Source organism: Pseudomonas sp. FeN3W (genome assembly GCA_030263805.2).
GTDB classification, from domain to species: Bacteria; Pseudomonadota; Gammaproteobacteria; order Pseudomonadales; family Pseudomonadaceae; genus Stutzerimonas; species Stutzerimonas stutzeri_G.
This window is the reverse complement of sequence record CP136011.1, coordinates 28513-50734: the sequence shown is the minus strand read 5'-3', so window position 1 is coordinate 50734 and position 22222 is coordinate 28513. Positions and strand designations below refer to the sequence as shown.

The following is a 22222-nucleotide window of genomic DNA, read 5'->3' as shown; positions in this document are numbered from 1 at the left end:
ATGATTAGGTCTATGGATAAAGTCAATGACATCAGGCGAGGTAGGCACTGCATTTTTAACATGCATGTGCATTTGGTCTTCGTCACAAAATACCGCCGAGATGTATTTGATCAGGCTGCCATTACACGGCTGCGTGAGCTGTTCGCGAAGATCTGCGAGGACTTTGGCGCAACGCTGGAAGAACTTAATGGCGAGAGGGATCACGTTCACCTGCTGGTGACCTATCCGCCCAAGATTTCCGTTTCCTCGTTGGTCAATAGCCTTAAGGGGGCTTCCAGCCGTGTCTTGCGCAGCGAGCGGCCTGATATTGCCAGGCATTACTACCAGGGGCAGCTGTGGTCACCCAGCTATTTTGCCGCGTCCTGTGGTGGGGCACCGCTGGCGGTGATTAAACAGTACATTGAAAGCCAGGCGTTGCCAAAAAGCTGAATCGCTACGCGATTGGCACCTTATATCCCCGCCATGAATGACGGGGCTTTACGGTGCCTTTTGGTAAGACATCGATCCGTGCGTTGGGCTATTTTGGTATCGGCTTTGCTGGGCAGCGTAGGCCTTTCGGGCTTCACTCACGCGCCGTATGCACTCAATATGCAGCATAAAATCCTGGTCACGGTATTGATCGCAATCTTCCACGACAAGTCCAGCACCGAACCGAGATTCTGCCTGGGATTCTCCAGACGCAAGAGAAATAGCTACAAAAGCGATCAGTAGAAGTCCTTTCATGCACCCTCTTCCCTTAGTGTTTTGATGGCGCATATTCTACCGCACGCTCCTGCTCATCTCTTGATTACTTGGTGTGCACGGTCGTTGGGATTCATCAGTTCGCAGTAGATAACGATCTCATTGTGCAACAAAAAGCCGCCAAAAGGCGGCTTCGTGAATCGCTTGCGTGATAATAGGGACTAGGCAGCAACAGACTCTTTCAGAGCCTCCAGCCGCTCGATTACGTGTGTAAACGATACGTTCTCCTGGGATACCTCAAGCTTGTGCATCTCATCGAGAATGCTTTGCAGGCTGCTTCGAATCGACAGCATATTCTTCTTGATCTTTCGATCTTGAGAGTACACCTCAGACGCGCCCATCTCAGGTCGAATGTCTAACGTTTTGGCGCCTAAAAATTGCGTCAGGATCTTCAGCCCATTCATTGTAATGGGCCTTCTCGCGTTCAAAAAGTTGGTCAGGCTGGCTGCATCGAGGCCCATTTCTTGCGCGATACAATTACGAGAAGGCATCTCCCCTTCCCTTTCGATTCTCTGGCGCGAATAGCATACCCAGGCACCAAGCAGTCGTATCCAGGCATCCCGGTCAACAGACTTATGGAGTTTGTCTTCGAAGCGATAACCCTGCTCTTCACAAACCTTTATCACCTCCATGCCGAGCATCAGATAATGCTGATGAGGAACCGGCATGACGATGGGATTTACTTTGAAAGCATAGTGCTCCTTGGGAATTATCTTCCAGAATTTGTCGACCACCATGCCGACATGGTTTTTGAACTGGCTCATCTGACTACCCCAACAGGATTGCAATTTGGGGTGCGAACCTCGCCCTCAACGATGCCGATCGGAGAATCTTCGCGGAAGACGCATTCATTGGTCGACGGAATGTAGTACTGATACCACAGCGAGCTCTCTTTCCACGTCATGGCCACCATCTGCGCGTCAGCGGGCAGTTTGACGACCAAGGTTCCTCCCCAGCGGCGAGCAAGGTAGTTGTCGAGGAAGGAGAAATAGAACACGCTACCCACAGCCATGATTGCCACGAATGCCAGCAGTGGAGCCTTGGCGGTTTTCGCGGCAAACCAGATGGCGGCAGCGATGCCTGCGGCCAGGATCAGAGTGAAGAAGAAAAACAAGGCGGTGTAGAACATAGGGGAATCCTCAAAGGTTACGGCTACTATACCAGCCTATTGACGTTTGTCAATAATCGCTTAAGGGATTGCAGGCCTTACCGATGGGCGGCGGTACTTCGAAAATGGCCCATCCACCTCGGATCAGCGCATCCAAGATTGCTGCGACTTTAGCGCTTGGTATAGGCTAGTTATATTAAATATGTATTGAATTTAGGAAGGCATCATGGGAACAAGGCAAGTAAGATCTGCGCAATCTCTGCATGCGGGAATGTCGCCAGATGATTTAACGCAATACCTTTCTGACAGGATTGATATTGTCTCTGCAATGTTTGGAAGGAAAAAGATAAATATTGAAAAGGCGGAGAGTGCCATTAATGATATAAATGAATTTTATTATTTCCTGGTAAATATCGGGAATTTTGAAATGCTTAGAAAGTGTTCCAGATATCCGTTTGGGATTATTTCAATGTCGAACTGGCCCGCCAATAAGCCTAGAGATGATTTATATAAGAAATTTCTCAACATCTGTCTTGATAATTTGCCACTTGGTCTTGATGCGCTGGATGGCATTATAACGGACTCCGAAAAGACCAATATAAAGGCCATCCATAAAGCCTTTTTAAATTTTTCGCCCAGCGATTGGTTTTCTGTAGAGTGCGCTTCGCTTTACCTTAAGCACCTGATAGAGATTAAACATTTTTCTGCATCAATGCTGTTCGCTGAAAAATTGTTAACGAGTCGGCATGATGCTGTGTCAGCTGTTTCTTCGGCTACAGACATGATCTGTAATAGTGATGACCCTGAAATACACGATTTTGTTTTGGGCTCAATACTTAATCTAATCAAGGGTAAGCGAGTTTATCCAAAAGAAAATATTCATGAGCACATGCCTTACGTAGTTATTAAGCGCGCTTATGACTTAGGACGCAAGGCAGACGCAGTCAATCTATTCCAACTATCCAAAATAAGTTCATTCGGTGTCTCTGATTTTGTTGAGCTTGTACATAATTATGGCCTCGGCGAGGCGAGCGGCGATGATGTACAGTATTTCATAAGGGATATCATAAGCTCGCTAGACAGTAAGTCCATGAATGGAGCGTCGAAGGCTGAATTGGGTAAAGCCAATAAGAAAGCGGCTATTGAGTGTTTGACCATGATCGACGCATGTCGCGAGCTTGTTCTGGCTCATGAATCATCTTATCAAAGAATACCGCTTGAAATAATTTCGTTGATGGTTGCTGAGAACGAATCCCGATCAGAAATGGGCGAGGTTTACCAAAATGCAGTCACGTCCCTTGTTCAATTAATAGATAACAAGGTGAACTCATTAAGAAGCACAGGGAAAAGCAATATTTGTAACCAAATGGAGAAAGCAGGTCTTCCACAAAGCTATCTCAGGAGAATCCCTCTATACAAAAAGATTCAAGCTGAAGAGTCGTTTGACCTCTAAGGGCTGCCCCTCTGAACGAATACCGTGTAATCCCTCGCCCACCAGGGCGGGGATATAAGTATCAGTGGATGGACATGCCGTCATCTCGATTGTGCTCGCGTCCTGGATATGGTTTCAGATTTTCCTTAACAAAGGCTTTATGGGCAGCAACCATAATTGGGCTCAGTTTCTCATCAAGATTTTTCTCGTTCGGCTGGTAGAGTTCACACATTCTTCCGCCATAATTCATATCGTTGTTCTTCATGAGGGATTCAACAAATTCTATTTTTCCATTTTGGCGAACATACTGACGGGTAAATGCTGAGATATCGCCATTCTTTCCAACAGTCATGGCCATAAATTGCTCGCCAACGATTTCCATCGTCTCAGGCGATCTGATATTGGTATCAGAGAGTATGCAATAGGCCTCTGTTGCTATCGTTTTCAGCATGTCTCGCATGAAAAATATAGCGACCTCTTTATCAAGCCCCATTTCCGCAGGCTCAAACACGCAATATCCTTCCTTTAGGAAAACCACGAAGCTCAACGGAACCTCTTTTCCATTTTTCAGGTCAGCTAACTTGTCGATCATGATGTTGTCGATAACGCTTGAAAACTTATTTTTCATGGGTTTTTCTCAAAAATTAAGCTGTATTTGGTAATAATAGCCCAAATTCTCCGTTGGCTCCAGCCATATTGCTTGGTTTAATGCAGTATTGAGCAAGGTATCAATTGACGGCAATCATCCCGCAAAATAATAATATGTATAGATTCCCAGCTAAGGCGCATCGATGAAAAGTTATCACATGAAGAATGTCCTTGTAGAATGCATATCACAGGACAATCCCGTATTGCTGTCCAAGCTGATGGGCGAAATACTTCCTTTGCTGGATGTGGAATCCAGGGAGGAATGTTACAAGGCACTGGGTGATTCTGCATTACTCGCCAAAAGCGATGAGGTGAAAAGCCTGTGCCTCAAATATTCCTCTATAAGCCCAAAGTCTTCTCTAAAGCTATTTGAAGGTATAGCGTCAAGCGGTTTCGATGGGATAAATGATGACACCATTTCCTTGGCAATCAGCAACTTGGAAAACAAGGCCGCTTTGGCTGTGGTCTCATTGATGCATATGCCAGATAGGTTGATTGTGGATAATGAGGATAAAAGAAATAACCTCATCATCGATATTATCAGTAATATTAGCTGCGATGTTGAAAAACTCGACAAGCCGAGATTATACGGCGAAAAGACATTTAGTTATAAACTATCGAATCGCGCTATTAGCAAATCTCTTGATCTTTTGAGAAAGGTCGGTCTCGGAAGGAGTTTTAACCTGGACAGTCTCCAGCGCCTTAAAAACCTGGAATTTGGGGTTGATATTAAGCTCGGGGCTAATGAGATACCAAGGCTTCATAATGGGGTTTTGCTTAATCCTGAACTTGTTATCCAGGCCATTAATTTAGATAGAAAGATTCCCATCCCAGTATTACTGCAAATTGGCAGCAAGCTTCCGCAAGAACTGGACAGTAAAGATTATAAGGAGCACCCTGAATTCACTTTTGCTGATAAAAGATCTTTATCCAATATCTCACTATCAAGCAAGTCTATTATGTACAACAGTTTTCATGCCATTTGCAGCAAGAGTCTTGTCGTTGGCTTTACTGCGCCAGCTGGTCACAGAATTGCGCTAGTTTGGCCAACCGCTCTTGCCGAGCTGCCATTTGGAGAGATTAAAGATGATCTTTTAGAAAAATGCGAAAAAATGTTTGATTCTTTGTGGATCATGCATGAGATTAATGAAGATCATTACACAATAAAGGATCGGATAACTGCCAGAGATTTCTTATATTTATACGAAACAGATTCTGGATTTGCCGAAGAATTCAAAAACAGCAGATTCAATAACATAGAGTTCTTAACCTCTATAGCCAACCAATTTGCAGCAGATTTTCCAGACCCAAAGAGAACATCTGAATATGGAACTTTTAATTCAAATGTCAGTTCTGTAGTTAAAATAAAAAACCATTTTAATGTTTTGCCTAGTGTAGGCGTTCTTTTTGCGACAAGTCCGCTAACTATAGATCTGCTTTATATGAACAAATTACAATTTAATGAAAGATTCAAGCTATTCCCTGGCCTGACCAAATCAATTACCAATGATTTCACGATGGATACATATCGAAAAATTGCAGATATGGGTGGTTACGTATGCATGGAAGAAAGACCTGACTCTGCTGTGCAAGCTTTCCAATATGCGTTGAGGCGGAGAAGTCAACCAATGTACACAGCTTTGCTTAGGACATTTGACTTTGACGAGCTATGCGGTCTTGCAAAAAACGAAGATGCTTTTAATACGCTTCTTGAAGCTTTTCCAGAAAAAGCAGATATCCTGGTTCCGCACGTAGCCCCAGAAATCAAAAGAAAGATTATTTCACAGAGCATAGATATTTAAAGGTATCGATCACTACTTTACATATTGCAGTGATCTTTAATTAATTTGCTTTCACTGGGAGCGGCAACGTCTTCTTGGCGAAGGGGATGGGTGACATGCCAGGCTCGACTGCACCCATTTTCAGAATGTGTTCGGGAATACTAACAACAAAGGCTTTAACCGTTTTCATGGGGTGTTTGCTGTTAATGAATTGACTAACCAGCCTCCTGTCTTCACCCTCTAGGCCAGGCAGGCACCTTTTAGCAGTCATGCGCACTGCCTTGTCTGTTCCATGAATCTGCATGGCAAGGCACAGGCACAGTATGGTGTCTACAAAGGTCATCTTGATCTCCAAGCTATAAAGCCGTTGGATTATAGATCAAACGTTAAAAAAGTCCATTTTTAGAACAAAATTAGCCATTGACAGGGTTTGTCGCCGTTTTTCACACAAAAAAAAGACCAGCAATGCTGGTCTTTTTTCGTTACTTACCTTAGCGAACAATGCCTTTAGCTTTGGCCGCTTCGAGCCATTGCGGATACTCGTTCATCAGCAGCTCATACAGACGCTCATCAGAGACGGATGTTGGATCCATGATCGCGAAGAAGTTGGCGTTATCAACTGCACGCCCACTCAGATCGTCCAACTTCGACAAGAACTCAAACGAAGTTGTAAACGAAGCAGTAAGTCGGCCAAAGAAACCCTTGGCTTTCTTTGGTTGAGTTTCAGGCGAAATGTCTTCTCCAAGGCCAATGAACTGAAGGAAAATTTGCTCTTTTGAAAGTTCACGAACGAGTCGTTCACTTTCTGATTTATTTTCAGTTTCGCCGTCAGTTACAAACATGACGTAGACCGGCATTGTTGAACCCTTATAACGGGACAGCAACAATTCCAGTGCCTTATCGTAGCGAGTGCCGGAGAAGCGTGTCTTGCGCAAAATGTCAGGAACACACTCTTTGTAGTTCGACAATCCATATTCGCCGATTTCTTGAGCGTTGGATCCGAAGGCAAACACATCGATCTGACCATCGTCATCAAATTGCAGTCCCAGCGGCATCACCCGCTTGACCAGCTCATGAACCTTGCCGGAGTTATACAGGCCCTGCATGGAACCCGAAATATCCAGCATCAGCGCCACACGAGCCCGATGATTACTCAGCTTACGCTTGTCGAGGTTGATTTGTGATGTTTTCACCAGGCTCAGCAGCTCAGGTGCTTCACGCTCTACTTTGTTCAGATCAATAGCCATGTTGCAATTTCCTTCTTTTGGGCGCTGCGCGCCATTTGATTAGCGGAGAATACCTTTGGCGCGAGCAGCTTTTAGCCACTGCGGGTATTCGTTCATCAGAAGCTCGTACAGGCGCTCATCGGTGACGGATGTCGGGTGTTTGATTGCAAAGAAGTTGACGTTGTCGACTTCACGCCCATCCATGTCATCCAGCGACGACAGGAAGTCAAATCCACCGCTGAAACTGCGAGAGCCACTCGATGAGCTGCTTGAGCCTGCACCAAACAGGCGGGAGAGAAAACCAGGTTTCTTACCCGAGCTCGTCTGACCACCTTTCTGATCGGGCTCTATTGACGTCCCAATCCCAATAAATTGAATGAAAATTGGCTGCTTCGAAAGAGACCGGATAACCCGCTCAACCTTCGCTTTCTCATCGGTATCACCATCGGTGACGAACATCACGTACACCGGCAGCTTAGTGCCCTTGTACTTCTTTTCGATCATCGACAGAGCTGTCTCGTAATACGTCGCATGATTCAGACCGTAGTCCTTGACGATGGTCTTGACGCATGACTTGTAATTGCTCAAACCGTATTCACCAGCGTCAAACGCTTTACTGCCGAAAGCAAACACGTCAATCTGGCCGTCGTCATCGAACTGAAGGCCCAGCGGCAACGCACGCTTTACCAGCTCATCGACCTTGCCGCTGCGGTACAACTCTTCCATCGATCCCGAAATATCCAGCACTAATGCAACCCGCGCGGTGTGGTCGGTCAGCTGATGCTTGTCGAGGTTGATCTTCGAGGTCTTTACCAGACTCAGTAGCTCAGGTGCCTCACGCTCGATTTTATCTAGGCTAATTGCCATGTTTGCATCTCCTTGTTGGGGGGTGGGCGATACCCACCCCGCCTGATTTATGCCAGCGCGGTTTGAAGCTTCTTCAGGATGGCTTGCTCATCATCACCCAGACGGCCATTGCCGTTGCTCTCACCTACCATTTTGGCGGATTCAAGCACTTCAGCACGCCATTGCCGGTCTGCGACCGAATCAGCGATTTCAGCAACGAGGCCATTGACCTCCAGCGAGAAGGGAACCTTGCCCTTGATGTTCGCTTGCTGGAGCTTTTCGATCTGCATCGCGTACATCTCTTGCGCTTCAGCAGGCGTCAGGAACTGCTTGATGCTGCGATGACCGAAGATGATCGTGCTGGCCGCTTCGATTTCGCTTTCTTCGGCTTTCCCATCGGCCATGGTCAGCAGGCTAGATGCCGAGATGATTGCTTTGGCAAAGCGCTTTTCAGGTGTCAGGGAAGACGGCGCATAACGCTTGGCGGCATCAACGGTATTTTGGAAGAATTTTTTCAGCATGGTGAATCTCCTTAAGCGACACTTCGCAGGTTTTGAATGATTGGTTTACGCTGAGCCAGATACAGCACTCGAACCGCCCACTTGTGGTGAGTAGCTACTTCACACATGCTGTCGTTCATTTTGAAAACAGCTTGCGCATCTTCAGCCAGAATCGCAGTGGCTTCCTCGATATCCATTTCGGTTGGCATCAGGGCCTGTTCAATTACGGCAATTTGACTTGGATGAATGGCTGTTTTTCCAACCAGACCGTGTGCCTTGTCTCGGGCAAGCTCCTGCTTGAGTCCTTCGATGTCGCCGAAGTGCTCAAATACCGGTGCCGTAAGGTAAAAGCCCTGCGGTCGAAACAGGCCGCTCAGTTGGGAGATCAGCGCACCAAGGGGCGTGTCATAGATTGTTAGGCCACGAGGCCTGCGAATCGACATGCAATGCAGCAGGTCATTACCACCAATTCGAAGCGCAATGACACGGTTGGCCAGGGAGCCTTGCATCAGCATGTCGGAAAGCTTGCGCATCGCATCCATGGAGAACACTTCGGCACTCTCAAGCGTTGGCATGACACCCAGCAATGGGTCGGCATTGGTCATGATGCCTGCCCATTGCTTGATATTGGTGGTTTCGAATTTAGGCAAAACAAAACCTGCCGCATTTTCAATGCCAGGCATATCCAGCAAACGCCGAAGCACTGCCGGATTACGAGGACGAATGAACACCTGCGTGCCATGCTGACTCAGGCTCATGAAGGTTGGCAGGCACTGCTCGATTTTCTCAAGACCTGCTTCGAGATCCTGTTCAGCAATGGCGTCCTCCGTACAGATCACCAACGAACGCGCAGCAGTGCGGTGCGAACTGGTAATCGAGAGCAGCTCCGGGTGAGTGGCTGGCACATACAGTGTAGCGCCCAGGGACAGTGCCTGGCGCTCGCGGAATGAAATATCACTCATGGCTTACATCCTTAATAATTGCGAGGGCGCTGATCGGCATGTCTTCCACGACCTGCACAGGAATTGAGCGCTCATTGGCCAGAACAATCAGGTGCTGAACAGACGGCAAAGAAAGGCTGGATACCAGCAGCCTATCTGGCACTCTGCGCAGCAGAACCCTACTCGATTCCCCGATCCCAGGTTTGATCATGTTGTTGTCAGTGATTCCAAACTGCTCACGAATACGCACCAGCAATGCCTTCATTAGCTCAGCCGCATCAGTGGCAGAGTTCGCTTGTGCCAAAGCCAGATGGCCATGCTCAATCAACGAGCCTGCAAGCATGACTTGATGCGACAGAACATGAAGTCGGTTGACGAAGCTCAGGCTCCGATCAACATCAGCAAGCTCACTCAGGTATGCTGCCCCATGCTGCAATAACCCTGCATCGTCACGCGTAACTGAGCGAGAGATCAGGCCGGAAACAGGCGCGTTGAGAAGACAGCTGGCGATCAAGGTGTCCTTGCGGGTAGCTGCATAGTCGGCAACGCCTGCAATGTCGCCCACCACATAGAGCTCATCCTTGATATCGCGGAAACGCGGGTCAGCCCCACGCAGGGATCGAGACAACTCATTTCGAATGACGCCCTTTCCAGTCCAGCCGTCCACGAAGACAATATCTTCGGCAGCGTGACCAAGCGACAGAATATGCTCGATAGCCGCCATGTCCAGGCCACGGTCTCTGACAATCGATACCGAGAAGTGTGGCGCCTCGTAGCCGTAATCGTTGAGGATACGCTTGAGAACGACACCAATAGGCGTGCCTGCGCGCACCAGCGAAACCAAAACCGGATTCCTGCGCTTAGAGGCAATGATGCCAGCAAGGCTCACCAGATGAGCAGCAAGCTCGGCACCAAAGCGCTCTACCTGATCATCAAACAGCTTCAGATAGGCAGCCTTTGGTGCGCTTTCCTTCGATAGAAGGCGGCTGTAATGGGTGCCCGATTGGATCAGTTTTTCTTTTTCCTCAACGGAGCTGAATACGGGATCAACTTCATGAAGCAGAACCGTTACATCCGTGTTTTGGAAGGAGTGGCTCAACATAGCGCGCTCGTCCATCAATAATTATGCTTTAGAAAGCTCAAGAATTTGTCATGAGCTTTGTTGCAACATCACTCATGTGGGTGATGATGTCTGAATTCTTGGGGGCCATGGCGAAATGGCCATGCTTCATGAATTCAACGTCGGTGACGTTATCGCCCACGGTAATGATGGTTCGATCACTCAGATCAAGATACGTCAACGCACGATCCAGTCGTTCGTCATCAAGACCTGTTTTAAGCACTTCTTTGAATCGCTCAACTGCCTGGCCCTTTGAAATGAAGTCTGGCCACAGGCAGATCAGGCTTTCAGTCACATGCAGGTGATAGATGCCAGAAAGCTTTGCAATCGGCTTCGCAAAACGCTCAAGAATGTACTCCACCTTGTCGCCGGCATTGTCGCCCTTAACAGCAAAGGCGAAGTACAAGGGCAGGCGCCGCTTACCCAAAGCAATCAAGTCCACCTGAACCGAATCGCTCAACCCGGCTTCAGGCAGCAGCGTGTCCTTTGCCATTTGATAATCGCGAATCAGCGTAGGTGTTCGCAGGGAGATTTCGTCCAGGTACTGCTCGTGCCACTTGTCAATTGCATGCCATTGACCATCACCCTGGTTGTCACGCATCAAAAGGGTTGCACCAATATCGGTAATCGCCAGGTCATAATCCTGACCAGTCTGCCAGCCGCTCACTCGCTCCATCTGCTGATGAGAGCGAGCAGTAACCGGAACGATGACGCCGGTACGCTTCATCATCTCAAAGAGATCCTTCTGATCCTCGCGAGCGAAGCCGTGTGGCTCTCCGTCCTGATTGACGGTCATGGGCGTATTTCCACGATCATCGGACTTGAGGCTTTGGAACAAGGAGTGATCAAGATCACTGAGGTAGAGGAAGCGGTTATTCATGGTTAATCTCCAGATATGGCGTTAACTATAGAGATATATTGACGACCTGTCAATACTTCGCCCATTAAAAATCAACGGCCAGTACTGAAGCATTACCCAACTGATGCGCCAATGCCCGGCTCTCAGGGCTGTTTTGAGTCTCTGCAACCACGAAAATATGGCTGTATTCCTCAGGATTGAGGTTGTACACGTAATGATTGACCTCTGTCCCCATCGGGTCGGGTACGCTTAGCGCACAGCCGATTGCTCCGTACACCATGATTGGCGAGCGAGTGGTTGACTGAACCTTGCAGTCGACGTCCAATTGCTCAAGCATCTCTCCCACACGGTAGGCGGCGTGCATGAACTCGCCCTGCCCCAAGACCAGAACAGGTTTAGGACTGGGCGAAGCCATTGCGTGGCGGATCAGTGTGCCCATGCAGGCCTGTCCGAGCGTGACCTTGCCTTGCACGCCTACGCGCCCCCAATTCGTTGACAGCTTGGCCGTCACATCCTTTTCATTGCCCACTGCATTGCCAGGCATCTTCCCCAGGATTCCCGCAACAAAATCGAAGCGGCCTTTCAGCAAATACGCGCATGGCCGCGCCGTTTCATTTGCCAGGCAGGTCAGGGTTACCCATAGCACTTTTTCGAGCGAAGGCAGCTTTGCCTTGAGGCTACTCTCCAGGTTAAGCATGGTTTTGCCGGTTGAAATTTCATCGTCAACCAATACCAGCGTCCGAATATTTTCAAGCGCAACATCGGTTTTTGGCATGTGAAGCCATTGATCTGTGGCGTGCGAATGATCCTCGGTAAAATCGATTCGCTCATGGCCCTCAATGCGGTATCGGGTTGTCGTGCAGAAGATCCAAGGATGATTGTCTCCACCCTGCTCCAGCGCCGCCTCGTAAACACCGTGCCCCAGGCCCGTGGCTGTCTCAGCCATCGCCACGAACAGCGTCGGTTCGTGATCGAGCATGGGCATGACCTTGGCCGCCAATTCATGATGGGCTTCGCGCATCGCGCTTGGGGCAACGGGGATATGCTTGCCAAGCAATTTGCTGACAAACAAAAAACCTCTTTTTGGGTTTTGACGAGCGCCTACGCCCATGCACTTGTCGAACGGCCAGTTCTGCTCGTGCACCTCGATATTGAGCTGTCCAGTAGGCAGCTCGAAAGCATGGCGCTCAGTTGTCATGGCTGTCATTGCATGTCCTTATGGCAACCCTGGGTTGCTTGAGAGTGGTCTGTGATTTGAACAGCGGTGTGCCAGGAGTACACGCGCATACCGATGTTGGCCTGCGGGATATCCTTGATGCACCGACCCTCGGTCATCACAAGTTGAAGCCACCAAAATGGCAGGTTGACCCCGGCTTTCAGGCTCATGCCCATTCCGCCTGAGAAACGAGGATTGATTTCAAGCACTCTCAGGTCGCCATTCACATCGCGGCGGAATTGAGCATTGAATACGCCAGACAACTTGAACTCTTGCGCCAGGATGCGCAGTTGCTCGACGATATCCGCGTCACCTACGATCTGCTGACCTTCGGCTGGTACATCGCTTTTCTGGCGCGCCACGAAGGTCACAAGCTCACCCTCATAGGCTAGCGTGTCGACCGAATACTCAGGGCCTGGCAGATACTCCATGATCATCCAGTCGCGCTCTTTGCCCTCTTTGGCGGAGGCTGTGTAAGCCAGCGAGCCAAAGGTGCTCGGTGAAATGACCTTTTCTTCAGGGAAGAACAGTTGCTGTGATGCGTCAGGTTCCTCGTTAAACAAGAAGAAACCCTGCCCAAAGATGCCGCGCACAGGCTTAACGCAGGCTTGACGTGCAGGCGTGGATGGCACGCTCACAATTTCTTCGATCAGAGGCCGCAGTCCGCTGCCGCGATAGCTGTCACGCCAGATTCGCCAGTGCGGCAGCATGAAGCAATGCCCGGCGTCATTGAGCCGATTGTAAAAAGCGGCTTTGTCGTCGATGTCATTCCACTGATCGGGTGTCAGGGTGTAAAGAAGTGCAACCCCTGCCTCTTCAAATAGCTGCTTGCGGCGCGAGATCTCAAGGCCATGACGACCGACGAAGAAATGCGTAACGCCATGCTCTTTTGCAAACGACAGAGCCCAGTCAGCATAGGCTTTGCTGCTATCGAACACATTTTCAACAACGAAGGTGTCGGCCATATCAAAGCCGACAAAATACGGGTTCTTGTGAGACACGATAATTTTAGAAATCGTGTTGTTCTCACTGCGAAGCGCCTGGATGGCTTCTGCCATGACGGAAAGGCCGTCATTGAACCAAATTACGGGTGTGGTCACGATGCATTCCTGAGGGTTGGTGCGAATTTTCCGTTATTATCCACACCTATTGACGTCTTGTCAATATCGGCTATATGGGAAAAACGATGCCCTCCCCTGCTGACAATCGCTTGACCTCCCGTTCAGAGAGATGGCCAGGTTTTGACAAGGCTGGCCCCGTGGCATCCATCAGGACATAGAGGCGACCTTGGTGCATAAATGTCTGATCGCCTACCTGCGGTGCAATGGCCACACCAATGACCATGTGATCGACCAAACCAAGCATGATCATATCGGCAGTTGGGTACTGCGAGCGTATCATCGTGGCTAAGGCAAGCTGCTTCGATTCACAGTCTCCCTTGTTCGTAATGAGCATGTGCATGGGCGTATAGAGCCCAAATTCTTCATCTCCATCAAGTCGGTCGTACGGTATGTTTTGCAGAAATGGCAAATAACGCTCGATATTTTCCCGAGTCGAAACCCGTGTGTCAGTCATTATGCTAGCTACCGGGCCTAAAAGGCTGGTGCTGGTATCCACGATCTCCTTGTAATCAAGGCGAATTTCGCCATCAACAAGCATGAAGTATGAGTTTGACTCCAGGTGCTCCAGGGCTCGCTGATTAATGGCCTTGACCTGTTCTACTCTGTCATTGAGTACTTTCTGGTCAATGCCCTTACCTTGAATGGAGACCATGCCATCGTTATTGCTGACCGTGATGCTATAGCCATCGGTGCTCAAGCGTGCGGCCTCCTGGCGCACATGCTCGAACAACCATCCTGCAAGGGCTTTTGGTCTTATTTTCATCTTTGGGTCATTAAGATGGGCATCAATATCCTGCTTTAAAACTGACATGATCACACCGTCTGGCCGACCGAAACGGTCATCCCAGCGATACGTAAATTCGACCGTTTCGCCGGAGGCGGCTTGTGAAAACTCGATCTGGCGAGCCTGAGCGGAAACTGAAAACAGCAGCATGGCGGCAACCACTGGTTTAAAAATTGATTTCATAACTGATGACCTTTTGATTAAGCGTGGTGTGTGGGCCCAACTTGCCAACGGGGAGCCTGGCTGGGCCTGTTGCATCCATGAGAATTTCTTCACCGTGATCGCCTGCATAGGACAGAACGATGTGCTCCTGCTCGGGCAGCTGTAGCAGCAGAACCCTCCTTTCGGGGAATAACAGCTTCAATGCGGCTGCCATGAAAACCTGCTTGCTTTCGCAGTCCCCGCGCTTTTCGAGAAGCATCCTTGCAGGGTTTAGCAGCGGGAAATCGTCCATTGCCAGATCGGTATAGGGAATGCTTTGCAGCATGTCGAGCAAGCTGTCTCGCAGGATGATGCGATCCTCTGTTTTCAGGGTTTTGCTCAGGGCTAGCAATGTCTGTATGACAAGCGCTTCGTAGTCCTTTGCAATCTTGTTGTAATTGATCCCAAGTGATCTTGTTTCTCGGTTATAGCGATAGTAGGTGCTCTTCTCGATGGGCTTGATAGCATCCTTGGCAAACGTATAGATGGCCTCGATGCTTTTCTGTGCCTCCCCCTGTAAGGACTCCTGCGCCCAGGCCGTCGCCTCAAAATTGCTCAAGGACGTACCTTGCACAGATATCCTTATGCCCGGCGTGGTGAGATTGCGGGCCATAACCCTCATTTGATCAAGAATCAAAACGCTGATGCGCTTGTAATCAAGTAGATCACCATCACTAAGGTAAGCTTTTTTCCTTGTTTTTTCGTCGATATCAAGTGAAATGCTGAGCGGATAGCTTGATCGAGTCTCCCAGCTGTATTCCCAATTCCCCTGAGCAACGACAGTGTTATTGATCGAAGCCTGGGCCGTGATCGGAGCCAAATATAGAAAAGTGCATAGGATCACGAGGGGTGCGAGGTTCACTGAAAGAATCCTGTTGATTTCCGATAGATGTTAATTGACAATGGTTTCCTGATCAACCAGGAGCCTTACCATGCGTCAGTATTCTTTCATCATCCCTGTCCAGGCATCAAACACCGCACGTGTCATTGAAGTCCTTTCCCACCCTTTCGTTCGTCCTGAAAGCCTTCTGTCGGTGGTAAACCAGTCTGGAAAGGTCAAGCTCCACGCAATCGTTGACGACAGCAAGCCTGCGGTCATGCACAACCTGCTGCTGGTAGGCACTGGCAACCACATTCCAGATGAGGCCGTCAGCACGCTGCATAAGGTTGGCTCATTCCTGGTCGGTGATAACCAGTATGGTTACCATCTGTATTACATCGGCGAAGACGTCGAGGCAGAGCGTGAAGGAGATCGCAAGGTGGCGTTCCGCCTGCGGGTTGAGGTAATTGATGACAGCTCTATCGAGGATGTCGAAGAAGCTCGCGAAGAGCTGATTGACGCCTTGTCGCATTTCGAGGCTCAGCATTTCAACAGCACCCGGCTGGACGACAGTGAGCGCAATGTCTGGCGCTTTGACTTCTTCGAGGAGGCTTTCCGCACCAGCGCGGCCTATGCTCAGCTCATGCTGACTGTTTGCTCCAGCGCTGCTGTCGCAAAATTCGATGTCGAGGGCGTAAGCGGAGATGCCGCGTAATGAGCGCTCTCGTACGCAGTGAGATGTTGGTAAAAACCAACGTAGATGACAACAACAACAAGTTCTGGAAAGTCGAGCAATTTGATAACCACACCGTCCAGGTTACCAACGGGCGTGTAGGATCCAATGGTCAATTACAGCCATTGAAATCATTCGCCAGTGAAATTCAGGCGTCACGCTTTTTGCAGAGCAAGATGAATTCGAAGCTTCGCGATGGTTATCAGTTGTTCAAGGGTATTCAGACTGATGCGGGCAAATCCAGCATGAGCCGCATGGCCCTAGAAATGGCAGCTTCTGAGCAGATTCGAACCAAGGATCTTGACGTGGTCTCTGACCTTGTCAAGCGCCTGGTAAAGGCCAACGTTCATTCTATTTTGAGCAGCACGGATCTCAAATACGACGAAGACACCGGTCTTTTCCAGACGCCCCTGGGCATTGTCACCCTGGAGAGCCTATCCGAAGCGCGTCAGCTTTTGACTGAGCTTGGCAAGAGCATTGAAAAAGGTGATTTTGATAGCGCGCCGGTAAAGACCAATCTGGCTTCCTACCTGATGCTGATTCCGCAGAAGGTTGGCAGAAAGCTTGCGGTGCGTGATGTGCTGCCAGACATGGAAGCCATTCAAAAGCAGAACAGCTTGCTGGATGATCTGGAGGCTTCGGTTGGCCAGGTTGAAGAGCTGCAAAAGAACAAGGTCGAAGAGAAGGCCGTTGAAGTTCCGCAGATCTTTAATTGCGAGATCAATGTTCTCCGGGACAAGAAAGTCCTTAAATGGATTGATGAGTTCTTTGCGTCCACTGCCTCCACACGACATGCTTCTTTTGGGTACAAAATCAAGTGCGTGTATGAAGTGACCATCGATGAGATGCAAAAGGCTTACGACAGTGAAGGCAAGAAGCTTGGCAACGTGATGCGCCTATGGCACGGAACTCGACCAGGCAACATCCTTTCGATCCTGAAATCTGGCTTGATTATCCCGCGCAGTAACGCGCCACACGTGTGCGGTAGAATGTTCGGCGACGGTCTCTATTGCTCCGATCAGTCGACAAAATCGTTGAACTACGCAACAGGATGGTGGGCTGGCGCCAAGGAAAATCAGTGCTTCATGTTCCTGGCGGATGTCGCCATGGGCAAGGTTCATGTGCCGCGAGGCCCTTCTCAGAACCTGCCTGCACCGGGGACTGATTCAACCTTCGCCAAGGCCAACATCTCATCGGTCATGAACAACGAGATGATCGTTTACAAGACCAATCAGGCGACCGTGCGGTATTTGGTTGAGTTTGAGATGTAGCCGTTATGATGGATTTAAAGCGCAGCTCAGCTGCGCTTTTTTTGCTCATTGTAGTTATACGCTTTGGCATCGCATGATACTCATGGGCTAAAATACTGATAGCTGCAAAAGGACAAGTCACATGAGAAAGGTAAGTGTAGGCGATAGCAAGTTCATGAGCTTCGTGCTTCGGCATAAGCCAGAAGCCATAGGATTGCACCTGAGTCAGGAAGGATGGGCTTCCATTGATGACCTTATCGAATGTGCAGGTCAGAATGGCCACTCTCTTACGCGAGAGATGATTGATCAGATCGTCGCCACATCTGACAAAAAGAGATTCAGCCTATCGGCGTGCGGGCGCAATATTCGCGCTTCCCAGGGGCACACAGCCAAGGCTGTCAAGATTGAGTTTGAATGCCTGGCGCCTCCTGAGATACTCTTCCATGGAAACGCTAGCAGATTTCTGGATTCAATCATGGATAAGGGCTTGGTTTCAGGCGCACGACACCATGTCCACCTCTCAGAGCTTGAAGCTACAGCGATAGAGGTCGGCATGCGGTATGGAAAACCCGTCGTTCTGGTAGTGCAGGCGCGCAAGATGCAAGATGCAGGCATTCAGTTCTACCGATCCGAAAATGGAGTATGGTTAACGGAAACGGTGCCTAGCGCGTTTATCCACGTAAAAAATCATGACGTAGAAAATCAAATAATTTCATCACAAAGCCCAGAACCATGAATAGAATTCAGCAAATGATCGAGAAAAATATCGATCAATACGGCATTGCCCTCCAGTATGTATTTCCAACTGAAGAAGATCCTGGGCCTGCTTTCTTGTATACCATCGGTATGACAAACATAGGTGCTCCAGAGCTCATCGTGTTCGGATTGGATCCGCACATGATGATGCCAATTTTGAACCAGATCTTCGACGAAATACGAAAGGGTTTCAGGCCGAAAAAGGCTGAAGTCATTGCAGACCTGATGAGCGTTCCATTGCTACTGCATCCTGTATCCAGGGAGGCCATCAGTGAATTTGGTGTTCAATGCCTGGAATACTATAAGCACAAAGGTATTTCGCCAAAATTCTGCCAGGTGCTGTGGCCTGACACGGATGGGAAGTATCCTCATGAGAAAGGTTTTCAGGAGCACATGAGGCAGCACCAGCCTTATATCGGGACACCGCCCACCCTCAAGCTGACTGATCAATCGGAGATCAGCACCGGTAATCGACTTCATTGACCCAATCCCTCGTGATGCCTGTTCATCACAAGGGTTTTGTTCCAGCTCATGCCGAGAAAAAGTAGCGGGTCAAGTGGAAGAACACAGGCGCTGCAAAGCACACAGAGTCCATCCGATCCAGCATGCCGCCATGCCCTTTGATCATGGTTCCCCAATCCTTTGCACTCAGGCTCCGCTTGATGGCTGACAAGGTAAGACCGCCCAGGAAACCCATTGCGACAATCACAAATGACATGACAAGAGACTGGTAAAAACTAAATGGTGTTAGCCAATACATGCAGCCACCCACCAGGGTTGCCGTGAGGCCTCCACCAATCAAACCCTCAACCGTCTTGGAGGGGCTGACAATTGGCGCTACCTTGCGCTTACCAAACAGCTTGCCGAAAACATACTGCAAGACATCACTAATCTGTACCACGAAGATCAGATAGAACAGTAAAAGCGCGTTCTGTCCTTCAAATCCCTTTAGATCGAGTATCAGAAGGGCTGGTGCATGGCTGATGCAGTAGACCGTGATCATCACACCCCATTGGATCTTGGCGGCCCGCTCCAGAAAGGCATCGGTATCATGAGACAATACCGCTATCGACGGAAGAAACAGGAAGGCGTACACCGGAATCAGCAGGGTGACCATGGAATACCAGTGCGTACCGATGAAAAAGTACTGCAATGGAATTAGGATAAAGAAGGCAGCAAACAAGGCATTATGATCGCCCAGCCGCGTGGGGGTTAGGGTGATGAATTCGCGCAACGCAAAAAGCGAAATGAAGGCAAATAACACGACTGTTGCCGTACCGCCCAGCAGGTATGAGGCCGAAAAAATGGCGATCATCGACCACCAGGCATTGATCCTGAGATTGAGATTTTCAACCGTAACCATGCCAGATTCAGTCTTGGTCACCCTCTTGAGCACCAGCCCAATCACAGTTGCCAGCGCCAGCAGCGAAACAACACAGGTCATCAATAGGTAGAATTTATCTTCGATCACTTTGAAAGCCTCACTACCGCTTCACGCGCCCTGATCAAAAACTGATCTTTGTCTTCGTTCTCAATGATTGCGATTGGATCACCAACCCTGATCGTACAAATGATGGGCAGTGGCACATGCTTGCCCTTTGGCATCGAGCGATAGAGGTTATCCAGATATACAGGCACCAACTGCGCGTCAGGAAACGCCTTGTGCAGCCGATAGAGTCCCGATTTGAAATCTCCTGGTAAGGCCTGAAATGAGCGCGTCCCCTCAGGGAAAATAATGACTGAGCTCCCCTCCTCCAATACTCTGCGAACAGGCTCAAGCGGGTCTACACCCTCCCCTGGCTTGCGCTCGATGAGCACACCATTAAGGCCACGCGTTGCGATGTAATGCAGAAATCTGTTCTTACCCCAGTAGTCGGCAGCGGCCACAGGCTTGGTCTTTATGCGCGCTTCTTTTGGAAGTGCGGCCATAATCGCCAGCGTGTCGATATGACTGGTGTGATTGGCAAAGTAAATCCGCTGGCCTGAGAATTCGGGATTGCTCTCAAACCGTGCACTGGCGCCAAGCAGTAACTTCAATAGCTGTATCAGTAACGTCGAGATCCACATCACTGAGACTCCTTAAGCTCACGCGCAATATCGAGCGTACGCGTTATGCAGGTCAGTGCCGAACCAAGGGCAATAACACCGAGTGCGATTACCAGTGCGTTATGTGTTCCCCAAAACACGGCTTCCACCAGGTTGATTCCAAGACCAACTGTCAGTGCCGCCATACGATGCTGCTTGGCCATCGGGCCCGTAAACGCCTGTTTGAGTCCAACGGATCCACCAAATACACGCACGTAGGCGGTCAATGCAGCCGCCAGTGCCGCAAACCAGCCAAGCTCTGGAAGAGCAACCGCATAGCCCAATGAAACAATCAAAAGAGTGTCTGCAATTCGGTCTGGGAATTCATTGTAAAGGCTGCCCGCCGCAGAGCTTTTCCCGCCTTCGATGGCCACCATGCCGTCGAGAAGATTGCATACCAAGCGCATCTGCACAAATGCAATTGCCAGTACCGAAGCCATGAATCCGGTCGAAAGGGTCATGCAGATCGACGCCAGAGCCGCAAAGCCAATGCTGGCAACCGAGATCTGATTTGGCGTTATGTTTCTCCTGATCAGATAGGCTGTCAGCTGGATCGCCCAGCTCTGCGAGCGTGACTTGATGGGCCTGCGATTGTCTTCCATGGATCTGTCCTTGGCTTAATAAACACGTATTACAATACAGTATTTGCCTGCGCTGGCGCTATGTCAGCAATAGGGAATGGTGTCCCAGTTCTTCACCCCGAGCTGGGGCATGTTGATAAACACCAATGACTGTTTACCTTCTTTTGAGACCAAAATAACCCACAAGTCCCGATCCTTCAGGCGGAACATCGCCCCTGGATAAAACCCTGCTAGCCCATCTTCGCCCTTGATGGGCTGATAGGCTTCCGTTCTAAGCTCCAGAGCCTTTACTCTAGGGTCATCAAGCGAAAGAAAGGCGGGGCCAACACCTGTTTGCCTCGTGATTATCTGGATTTCAGAATAAAAGGTTTTGAACCCATTGCCAGATAGCGGACGCTCACCAATCAGAAAACGACGACTCGGTTGTTTGTTCTTCTTGCAGTACGCAAAATGGGCTATTTCAATGCCGTTGATCAACCACTCATTAGAGAGCTGTGCGGTTTGGAACTGCATCGATGCAAAAACATTTTCACCATATCGGTTGAGCGCCCAAAAAGCGCAGAGCCCCTTGTCTTTGCGGCAAGCATCAATCACGTCCAATGGCTGGGTTGATGGCCAAATTCTGTCGAAATCGATACTGGTGATGTAATTTGACGTCAGGAATGCCTCATGTGGAGAAGAATCCATGACGGATTCTTTTTTGCTCGGTGACAAGGCCCATGTGAGGGCGGCGCTGATCAAAAAAAGCGGCAGCACGGTCTTAAAAAACCGAAGCCACATATGCCAAGTAGAGCATTCGGAGGAATTTGGCTCTTCAGCAGGTTTCTTCATCACAGGCATTTAATTTTTCTCATATGAAAACCCCGGCATAAGCCGGGGCATTGTTTTTCAATCAATCAAATCACTTGATTGATATCTGCCAGCATTTCGCTGGCGATCTTGCCGTTGGTTGGGTAACCCAGGGCATTGACCTTCCAGGCGCCATTATGGCGATACACGCAGACCATGATCAGGCCGGTATTGGAGCCTTTTTCCGACAGGTCGTACTTGGCCAGCACATTGCCCTTGTCGTCATAGATCTGGCAGCCTGCGCGTGCAACTTCGTTGAACGTCTGGCCACGGAAGCTATTGACGGTGAAAACCAGGTACTTCACATCAGCCGAGATGCCTGCAAGGCTGACCTTGATGGTTTCGTCGTCACCATCACCTTCGCCCGTCAGGTTGTCACCTGAATGCTGGACATTTCCGCAACGGCTTTTCAGTTGGCGAAACCAAACCTGGTCGATGACCTGCTTGTCCTCACTCAGCATTACGCACGAGGCGTCCAGGTCAATAGAGCCACCCGAGCGAGCCGGATCCCAGCCAAGGCCCATTTTGATGGCGGTCAGCGCACTGCCATCGGCTTTGTTCAGGTTGATGCGCTGGCCTTTTTCGAGATTGATCATGTTGCGTTCCTTGTATTCAGAAGAGGTG

Annotated in this window: 26 protein-coding genes; 7 read left to right on the top strand and 19 right to left on the bottom strand. The window is 49.4% G+C overall.

Annotated elements, in window-relative coordinates:
• The first annotated feature begins 12 nt into the window (after positions 1-12).
• Positions 13-429 (top strand): IS200/IS605 family transposase, encoded by a 417-nt coding sequence (gene tnpA, locus P5704_023865; protein WOF81840.1) that lies wholly within the window; start codon positions 13-15, stop codon positions 427-429.
• A 473-nt stretch (positions 430-902) separates the two neighbouring features.
• On the opposite strand, the gene P5704_023860 is transcribed toward tnpA, so the two are convergent.
• Together P5704_023860 and P5704_023855 are read right to left on the bottom strand one after the other, a co-directional pair.
• The gene (locus P5704_023860; protein WOF81839.1) at positions 903-1505 is read right to left on the bottom strand and encodes a hypothetical protein; all 603 of its coding nucleotides are present in this window, start codon (positions 1503-1505) and stop codon (positions 903-905) included.
• Complete coding sequence (locus P5704_023855; GenBank protein ID WOF81838.1) at positions 1502-1870, bottom strand: hypothetical protein; 369 nt, start codon at positions 1868-1870, stop codon at positions 1502-1504. Before P5704_023855 ends, P5704_023860 begins: the two co-directional genes overlap by 4 nt.
• A gap of 205 nt (positions 1871-2075) precedes the next feature.
• Between P5704_023855 and P5704_023850 the strand changes: the two genes are divergently transcribed.
• On the top strand, positions 2076-3302 hold the full coding sequence (locus tag P5704_023850) for a hypothetical protein (protein WOF81837.1): 1227 nt from the start codon (positions 2076-2078) through the stop codon (positions 3300-3302).
• Positions 3303-3363: 61 nt separating this feature from the next.
• Here P5704_023850 and P5704_023845 read toward each other — a convergent pair whose 3' ends face one another.
• A complete protein-coding gene (locus P5704_023845) occupies positions 3364-3909 on the bottom strand; it encodes a hypothetical protein (protein ID WOF81836.1) in 546 nt (181 codons plus the stop codon).
• Between the two features lie 163 nt (positions 3910-4072).
• Here P5704_023845 and P5704_023840 point away from each other — a divergent pair, with 163 nt between their 5' ends.
• Positions 4073-5731, top strand: a complete 1659-nt coding sequence (locus P5704_023840) for a hypothetical protein (protein WOF81835.1) — start codon at positions 4073-4075, stop codon at positions 5729-5731.
• Positions 5732-5771: 40 nt separating this feature from the next.
• Here P5704_023840 and P5704_023835 read toward each other — a convergent pair whose 3' ends face one another.
• The 11 genes from P5704_023835 to P5704_023785 form a co-directional block, all read right to left on the bottom strand.
• Positions 5772-6053: a hypothetical protein gene (locus P5704_023835; protein WOF81834.1), complete on the bottom strand. Its 282-nt coding sequence runs from the start codon at positions 6051-6053 to the stop codon at positions 5772-5774.
• Positions 6054-6201: 148 nt separating this feature from the next.
• Positions 6202-6957: a VWA domain-containing protein gene (locus P5704_023830; GenBank protein ID WOF81833.1), complete on the bottom strand. Its 756-nt coding sequence runs from the start codon at positions 6955-6957 to the stop codon at positions 6202-6204.
• Positions 6958-6996: 39 nt separating this feature from the next.
• Positions 6997-7803, bottom strand: coding sequence for a VWA domain-containing protein (locus tag P5704_023825; protein ID WOF81832.1), 807 nt, complete (start codon positions 7801-7803; stop codon positions 6997-6999).
• A 47-nt stretch (positions 7804-7850) separates the two neighbouring features.
• Complete coding sequence (locus tag P5704_023820; GenBank protein ID WOF81831.1) at positions 7851-8303, bottom strand: hypothetical protein; 453 nt, start codon at positions 8301-8303, stop codon at positions 7851-7853.
• A gap of 11 nt (positions 8304-8314) precedes the next feature.
• Complete coding sequence (locus tag P5704_023815) at positions 8315-9244, bottom strand: HpcH/HpaI aldolase/citrate lyase family protein (protein ID WOF81830.1); 930 nt, start codon at positions 9242-9244, stop codon at positions 8315-8317.
• Positions 9237-10340 carry a tellurite-like stress resistance cysteine protease StiP gene (locus P5704_023810; protein ID WOF81829.1) on the bottom strand — a complete coding sequence of 368 codons (1104 nt, stop codon included), beginning with the start codon at positions 10338-10340 and terminating at the stop codon, positions 9237-9239. Before P5704_023810 ends, P5704_023815 begins: the two co-directional genes overlap by 8 nt.
• A gap of 22 nt (positions 10341-10362) precedes the next feature.
• Entirely contained in the window at positions 10363-11223 is an 861-nt protein-coding gene (locus P5704_023805) for a hypothetical protein (protein WOF81828.1), read from the bottom strand.
• A gap of 64 nt (positions 11224-11287) precedes the next feature.
• Complete coding sequence (locus P5704_023800; protein ID WOF81827.1) at positions 11288-12409, bottom strand: phosphoribosyltransferase domain-containing protein; 1122 nt, start codon at positions 12407-12409, stop codon at positions 11288-11290.
• Complete coding sequence (locus tag P5704_023795) at positions 12406-13518, bottom strand: ATP-grasp domain-containing protein (protein ID WOF81826.1); 1113 nt, start codon at positions 13516-13518, stop codon at positions 12406-12408. Before P5704_023795 ends, P5704_023800 begins: the two co-directional genes overlap by 4 nt.
• A gap of 70 nt (positions 13519-13588) precedes the next feature.
• Positions 13589-14506 (bottom strand): hypothetical protein, encoded by a 918-nt coding sequence (locus P5704_023790; protein WOF81825.1) that lies wholly within the window; start codon positions 14504-14506, stop codon positions 13589-13591.
• The gene (locus tag P5704_023785; protein WOF81824.1) at positions 14490-15386 is read right to left on the bottom strand and encodes a hypothetical protein; all 897 of its coding nucleotides are present in this window, start codon (positions 15384-15386) and stop codon (positions 14490-14492) included. Before P5704_023785 ends, P5704_023790 begins: the two co-directional genes overlap by 17 nt.
• Before the next feature lie 70 nt (positions 15387-15456).
• Between P5704_023785 and P5704_023780 the strand changes: the two genes are divergently transcribed.
• From P5704_023780 to P5704_023765, 4 genes are all read left to right on the top strand, one after another.
• Entirely contained in the window at positions 15457-16059 is a 603-nt protein-coding gene (locus P5704_023780; GenBank protein WOF81823.1) for a hypothetical protein, read from the top strand.
• Complete coding sequence (locus P5704_023775; GenBank protein ID WOF81822.1) at positions 16059-17348, top strand: WGR domain-containing protein; 1290 nt, start codon at positions 16059-16061, stop codon at positions 17346-17348. The genes P5704_023780 and P5704_023775 overlap by 1 nt, the downstream gene beginning before the upstream one ends.
• A 121-nt stretch (positions 17349-17469) precedes the next feature.
• Complete coding sequence (locus P5704_023770) at positions 17470-18063, top strand: RNA 2'-phosphotransferase (protein WOF81821.1); 594 nt, start codon at positions 17470-17472, stop codon at positions 18061-18063.
• A gap of 14 nt (positions 18064-18077) precedes the next feature.
• On the top strand, positions 18078-18566 hold the full coding sequence (locus tag P5704_023765; GenBank protein ID WOF81820.1) for a DUF4262 domain-containing protein: 489 nt from the start codon (positions 18078-18080) through the stop codon (positions 18564-18566).
• Positions 18567-18612: 46 nt separating this feature from the next.
• Here P5704_023765 and P5704_023760 read toward each other — a convergent pair whose 3' ends face one another.
• The 5 genes from P5704_023760 to P5704_023740 all read right to left on the bottom strand — a co-directional run bounded on the left by P5704_023760 (position 18613) and on the right by P5704_023740 (position 22194).
• A complete protein-coding gene (locus P5704_023760; protein WOF82231.1) occupies positions 18613-19527 on the bottom strand; it encodes a phosphatidate cytidylyltransferase in 915 nt (304 codons plus the stop codon).
• Between the two features lie 23 nt (positions 19528-19550).
• Positions 19551-20150 carry a lysophospholipid acyltransferase family protein gene (locus tag P5704_023755; protein ID WOF81819.1) on the bottom strand — a complete coding sequence of 200 codons (600 nt, stop codon included), beginning with the start codon at positions 20148-20150 and terminating at the stop codon, positions 19551-19553.
• The gene (locus P5704_023750) at positions 20150-20770 is read right to left on the bottom strand and encodes a CDP-alcohol phosphatidyltransferase family protein (protein WOF81818.1); all 621 of its coding nucleotides are present in this window, start codon (positions 20768-20770) and stop codon (positions 20150-20152) included. The genes P5704_023755 and P5704_023750 overlap by 1 nt, the downstream gene beginning before the upstream one ends.
• A gap of 63 nt (positions 20771-20833) precedes the next feature.
• The gene (locus P5704_023745) at positions 20834-21589 is read right to left on the bottom strand and encodes a hypothetical protein (GenBank protein WOF81817.1); all 756 of its coding nucleotides are present in this window, start codon (positions 21587-21589) and stop codon (positions 20834-20836) included.
• Between the two features lie 56 nt (positions 21590-21645).
• Complete coding sequence (locus P5704_023740) at positions 21646-22194, bottom strand: TerD family protein (protein WOF81816.1); 549 nt, start codon at positions 22192-22194, stop codon at positions 21646-21648.
• Positions 22195-22222 lie beyond the last annotated feature (28 nt).

Excerpts from the sequence above, each read along its gene's own strand:
- P5704_023780 (WOF81823.1), top strand. The coding sequence starts at position 15,457 with ATGCGTCAGTATTCTTTCATCATCCCTGTCCAGGCATCAAACACCGCA.
- P5704_023840 (WOF81835.1), top strand. The coding sequence starts at position 4,073 with ATGAAAAGTTATCACATGAAGAATGTCCTTGTAGAATGCATATCACAG.
- P5704_023805 (WOF81828.1), bottom strand. The coding sequence starts at position 11,223 with ATGAATAACCGCTTCCTCTACCTCAGTGATCTTGATCACTCCTTGTTC.
- P5704_023740 (WOF81816.1), bottom strand. The coding sequence starts at position 22,194 with ATGATCAATCTCGAAAAAGGCCAGCGCATCAACCTGAACAAAGCCGAT.
- P5704_023815 (WOF81830.1), bottom strand. The coding sequence starts at position 9,244 with ATGAGTGATATTTCATTCCGCGAGCGCCAGGCACTGTCCCTGGGCGCT.
- P5704_023775 (WOF81822.1), top strand. The coding sequence starts at position 16,059 with ATGAGCGCTCTCGTACGCAGTGAGATGTTGGTAAAAACCAACGTAGAT.
- P5704_023855 (WOF81838.1), bottom strand. The coding sequence starts at position 1,870 with ATGTTCTACACCGCCTTGTTTTTCTTCTTCACTCTGATCCTGGCCGCA.
- P5704_023745 (WOF81817.1), bottom strand. The coding sequence starts at position 21,589 with ATGCCTGTGATGAAGAAACCTGCTGAAGAGCCAAATTCCTCCGAATGC.
- P5704_023760 (WOF82231.1), bottom strand. The coding sequence starts at position 19,527 with ATGACCTGTGTTGTTTCGCTGCTGGCGCTGGCAACTGTGATTGGGCTG.
- tnpA (WOF81840.1), top strand. The coding sequence starts at position 13 with ATGGATAAAGTCAATGACATCAGGCGAGGTAGGCACTGCATTTTTAAC.
- P5704_023820 (WOF81831.1), bottom strand. The coding sequence starts at position 8,303 with ATGCTGAAAAAATTCTTCCAAAATACCGTTGATGCCGCCAAGCGTTAT.
- P5704_023770 (WOF81821.1), top strand. The coding sequence starts at position 17,470 with ATGAGAAAGGTAAGTGTAGGCGATAGCAAGTTCATGAGCTTCGTGCTT.
- P5704_023825 (WOF81832.1), bottom strand. The coding sequence starts at position 7,803 with ATGGCAATTAGCCTAGATAAAATCGAGCGTGAGGCACCTGAGCTACTG.
- P5704_023830 (WOF81833.1), bottom strand. The coding sequence starts at position 6,957 with ATGGCTATTGATCTGAACAAAGTAGAGCGTGAAGCACCTGAGCTGCTG.
- P5704_023765 (WOF81820.1), top strand. The coding sequence starts at position 18,078 with ATGATCGAGAAAAATATCGATCAATACGGCATTGCCCTCCAGTATGTA.
- P5704_023835 (WOF81834.1), bottom strand. The coding sequence starts at position 6,053 with ATGACCTTTGTAGACACCATACTGTGCCTGTGCCTTGCCATGCAGATT.
- P5704_023790 (WOF81825.1), bottom strand. The coding sequence starts at position 14,506 with ATGAAATCAATTTTTAAACCAGTGGTTGCCGCCATGCTGCTGTTTTCA.
- P5704_023750 (WOF81818.1), bottom strand. The coding sequence starts at position 20,770 with ATGGAAGACAATCGCAGGCCCATCAAGTCACGCTCGCAGAGCTGGGCG.
- P5704_023800 (WOF81827.1), bottom strand. The coding sequence starts at position 12,409 with ATGACAGCCATGACAACTGAGCGCCATGCTTTCGAGCTGCCTACTGGA.
- P5704_023850 (WOF81837.1), top strand. The coding sequence starts at position 2,076 with ATGGGAACAAGGCAAGTAAGATCTGCGCAATCTCTGCATGCGGGAATG.
- P5704_023845 (WOF81836.1), bottom strand. The coding sequence starts at position 3,909 with ATGAAAAATAAGTTTTCAAGCGTTATCGACAACATCATGATCGACAAG.
- P5704_023755 (WOF81819.1), bottom strand. The coding sequence starts at position 20,150 with ATGTGGATCTCGACGTTACTGATACAGCTATTGAAGTTACTGCTTGGC.
- P5704_023860 (WOF81839.1), bottom strand. The coding sequence starts at position 1,505 with ATGAGCCAGTTCAAAAACCATGTCGGCATGGTGGTCGACAAATTCTGG.
- P5704_023810 (WOF81829.1), bottom strand. The coding sequence starts at position 10,340 with ATGGACGAGCGCGCTATGTTGAGCCACTCCTTCCAAAACACGGATGTA.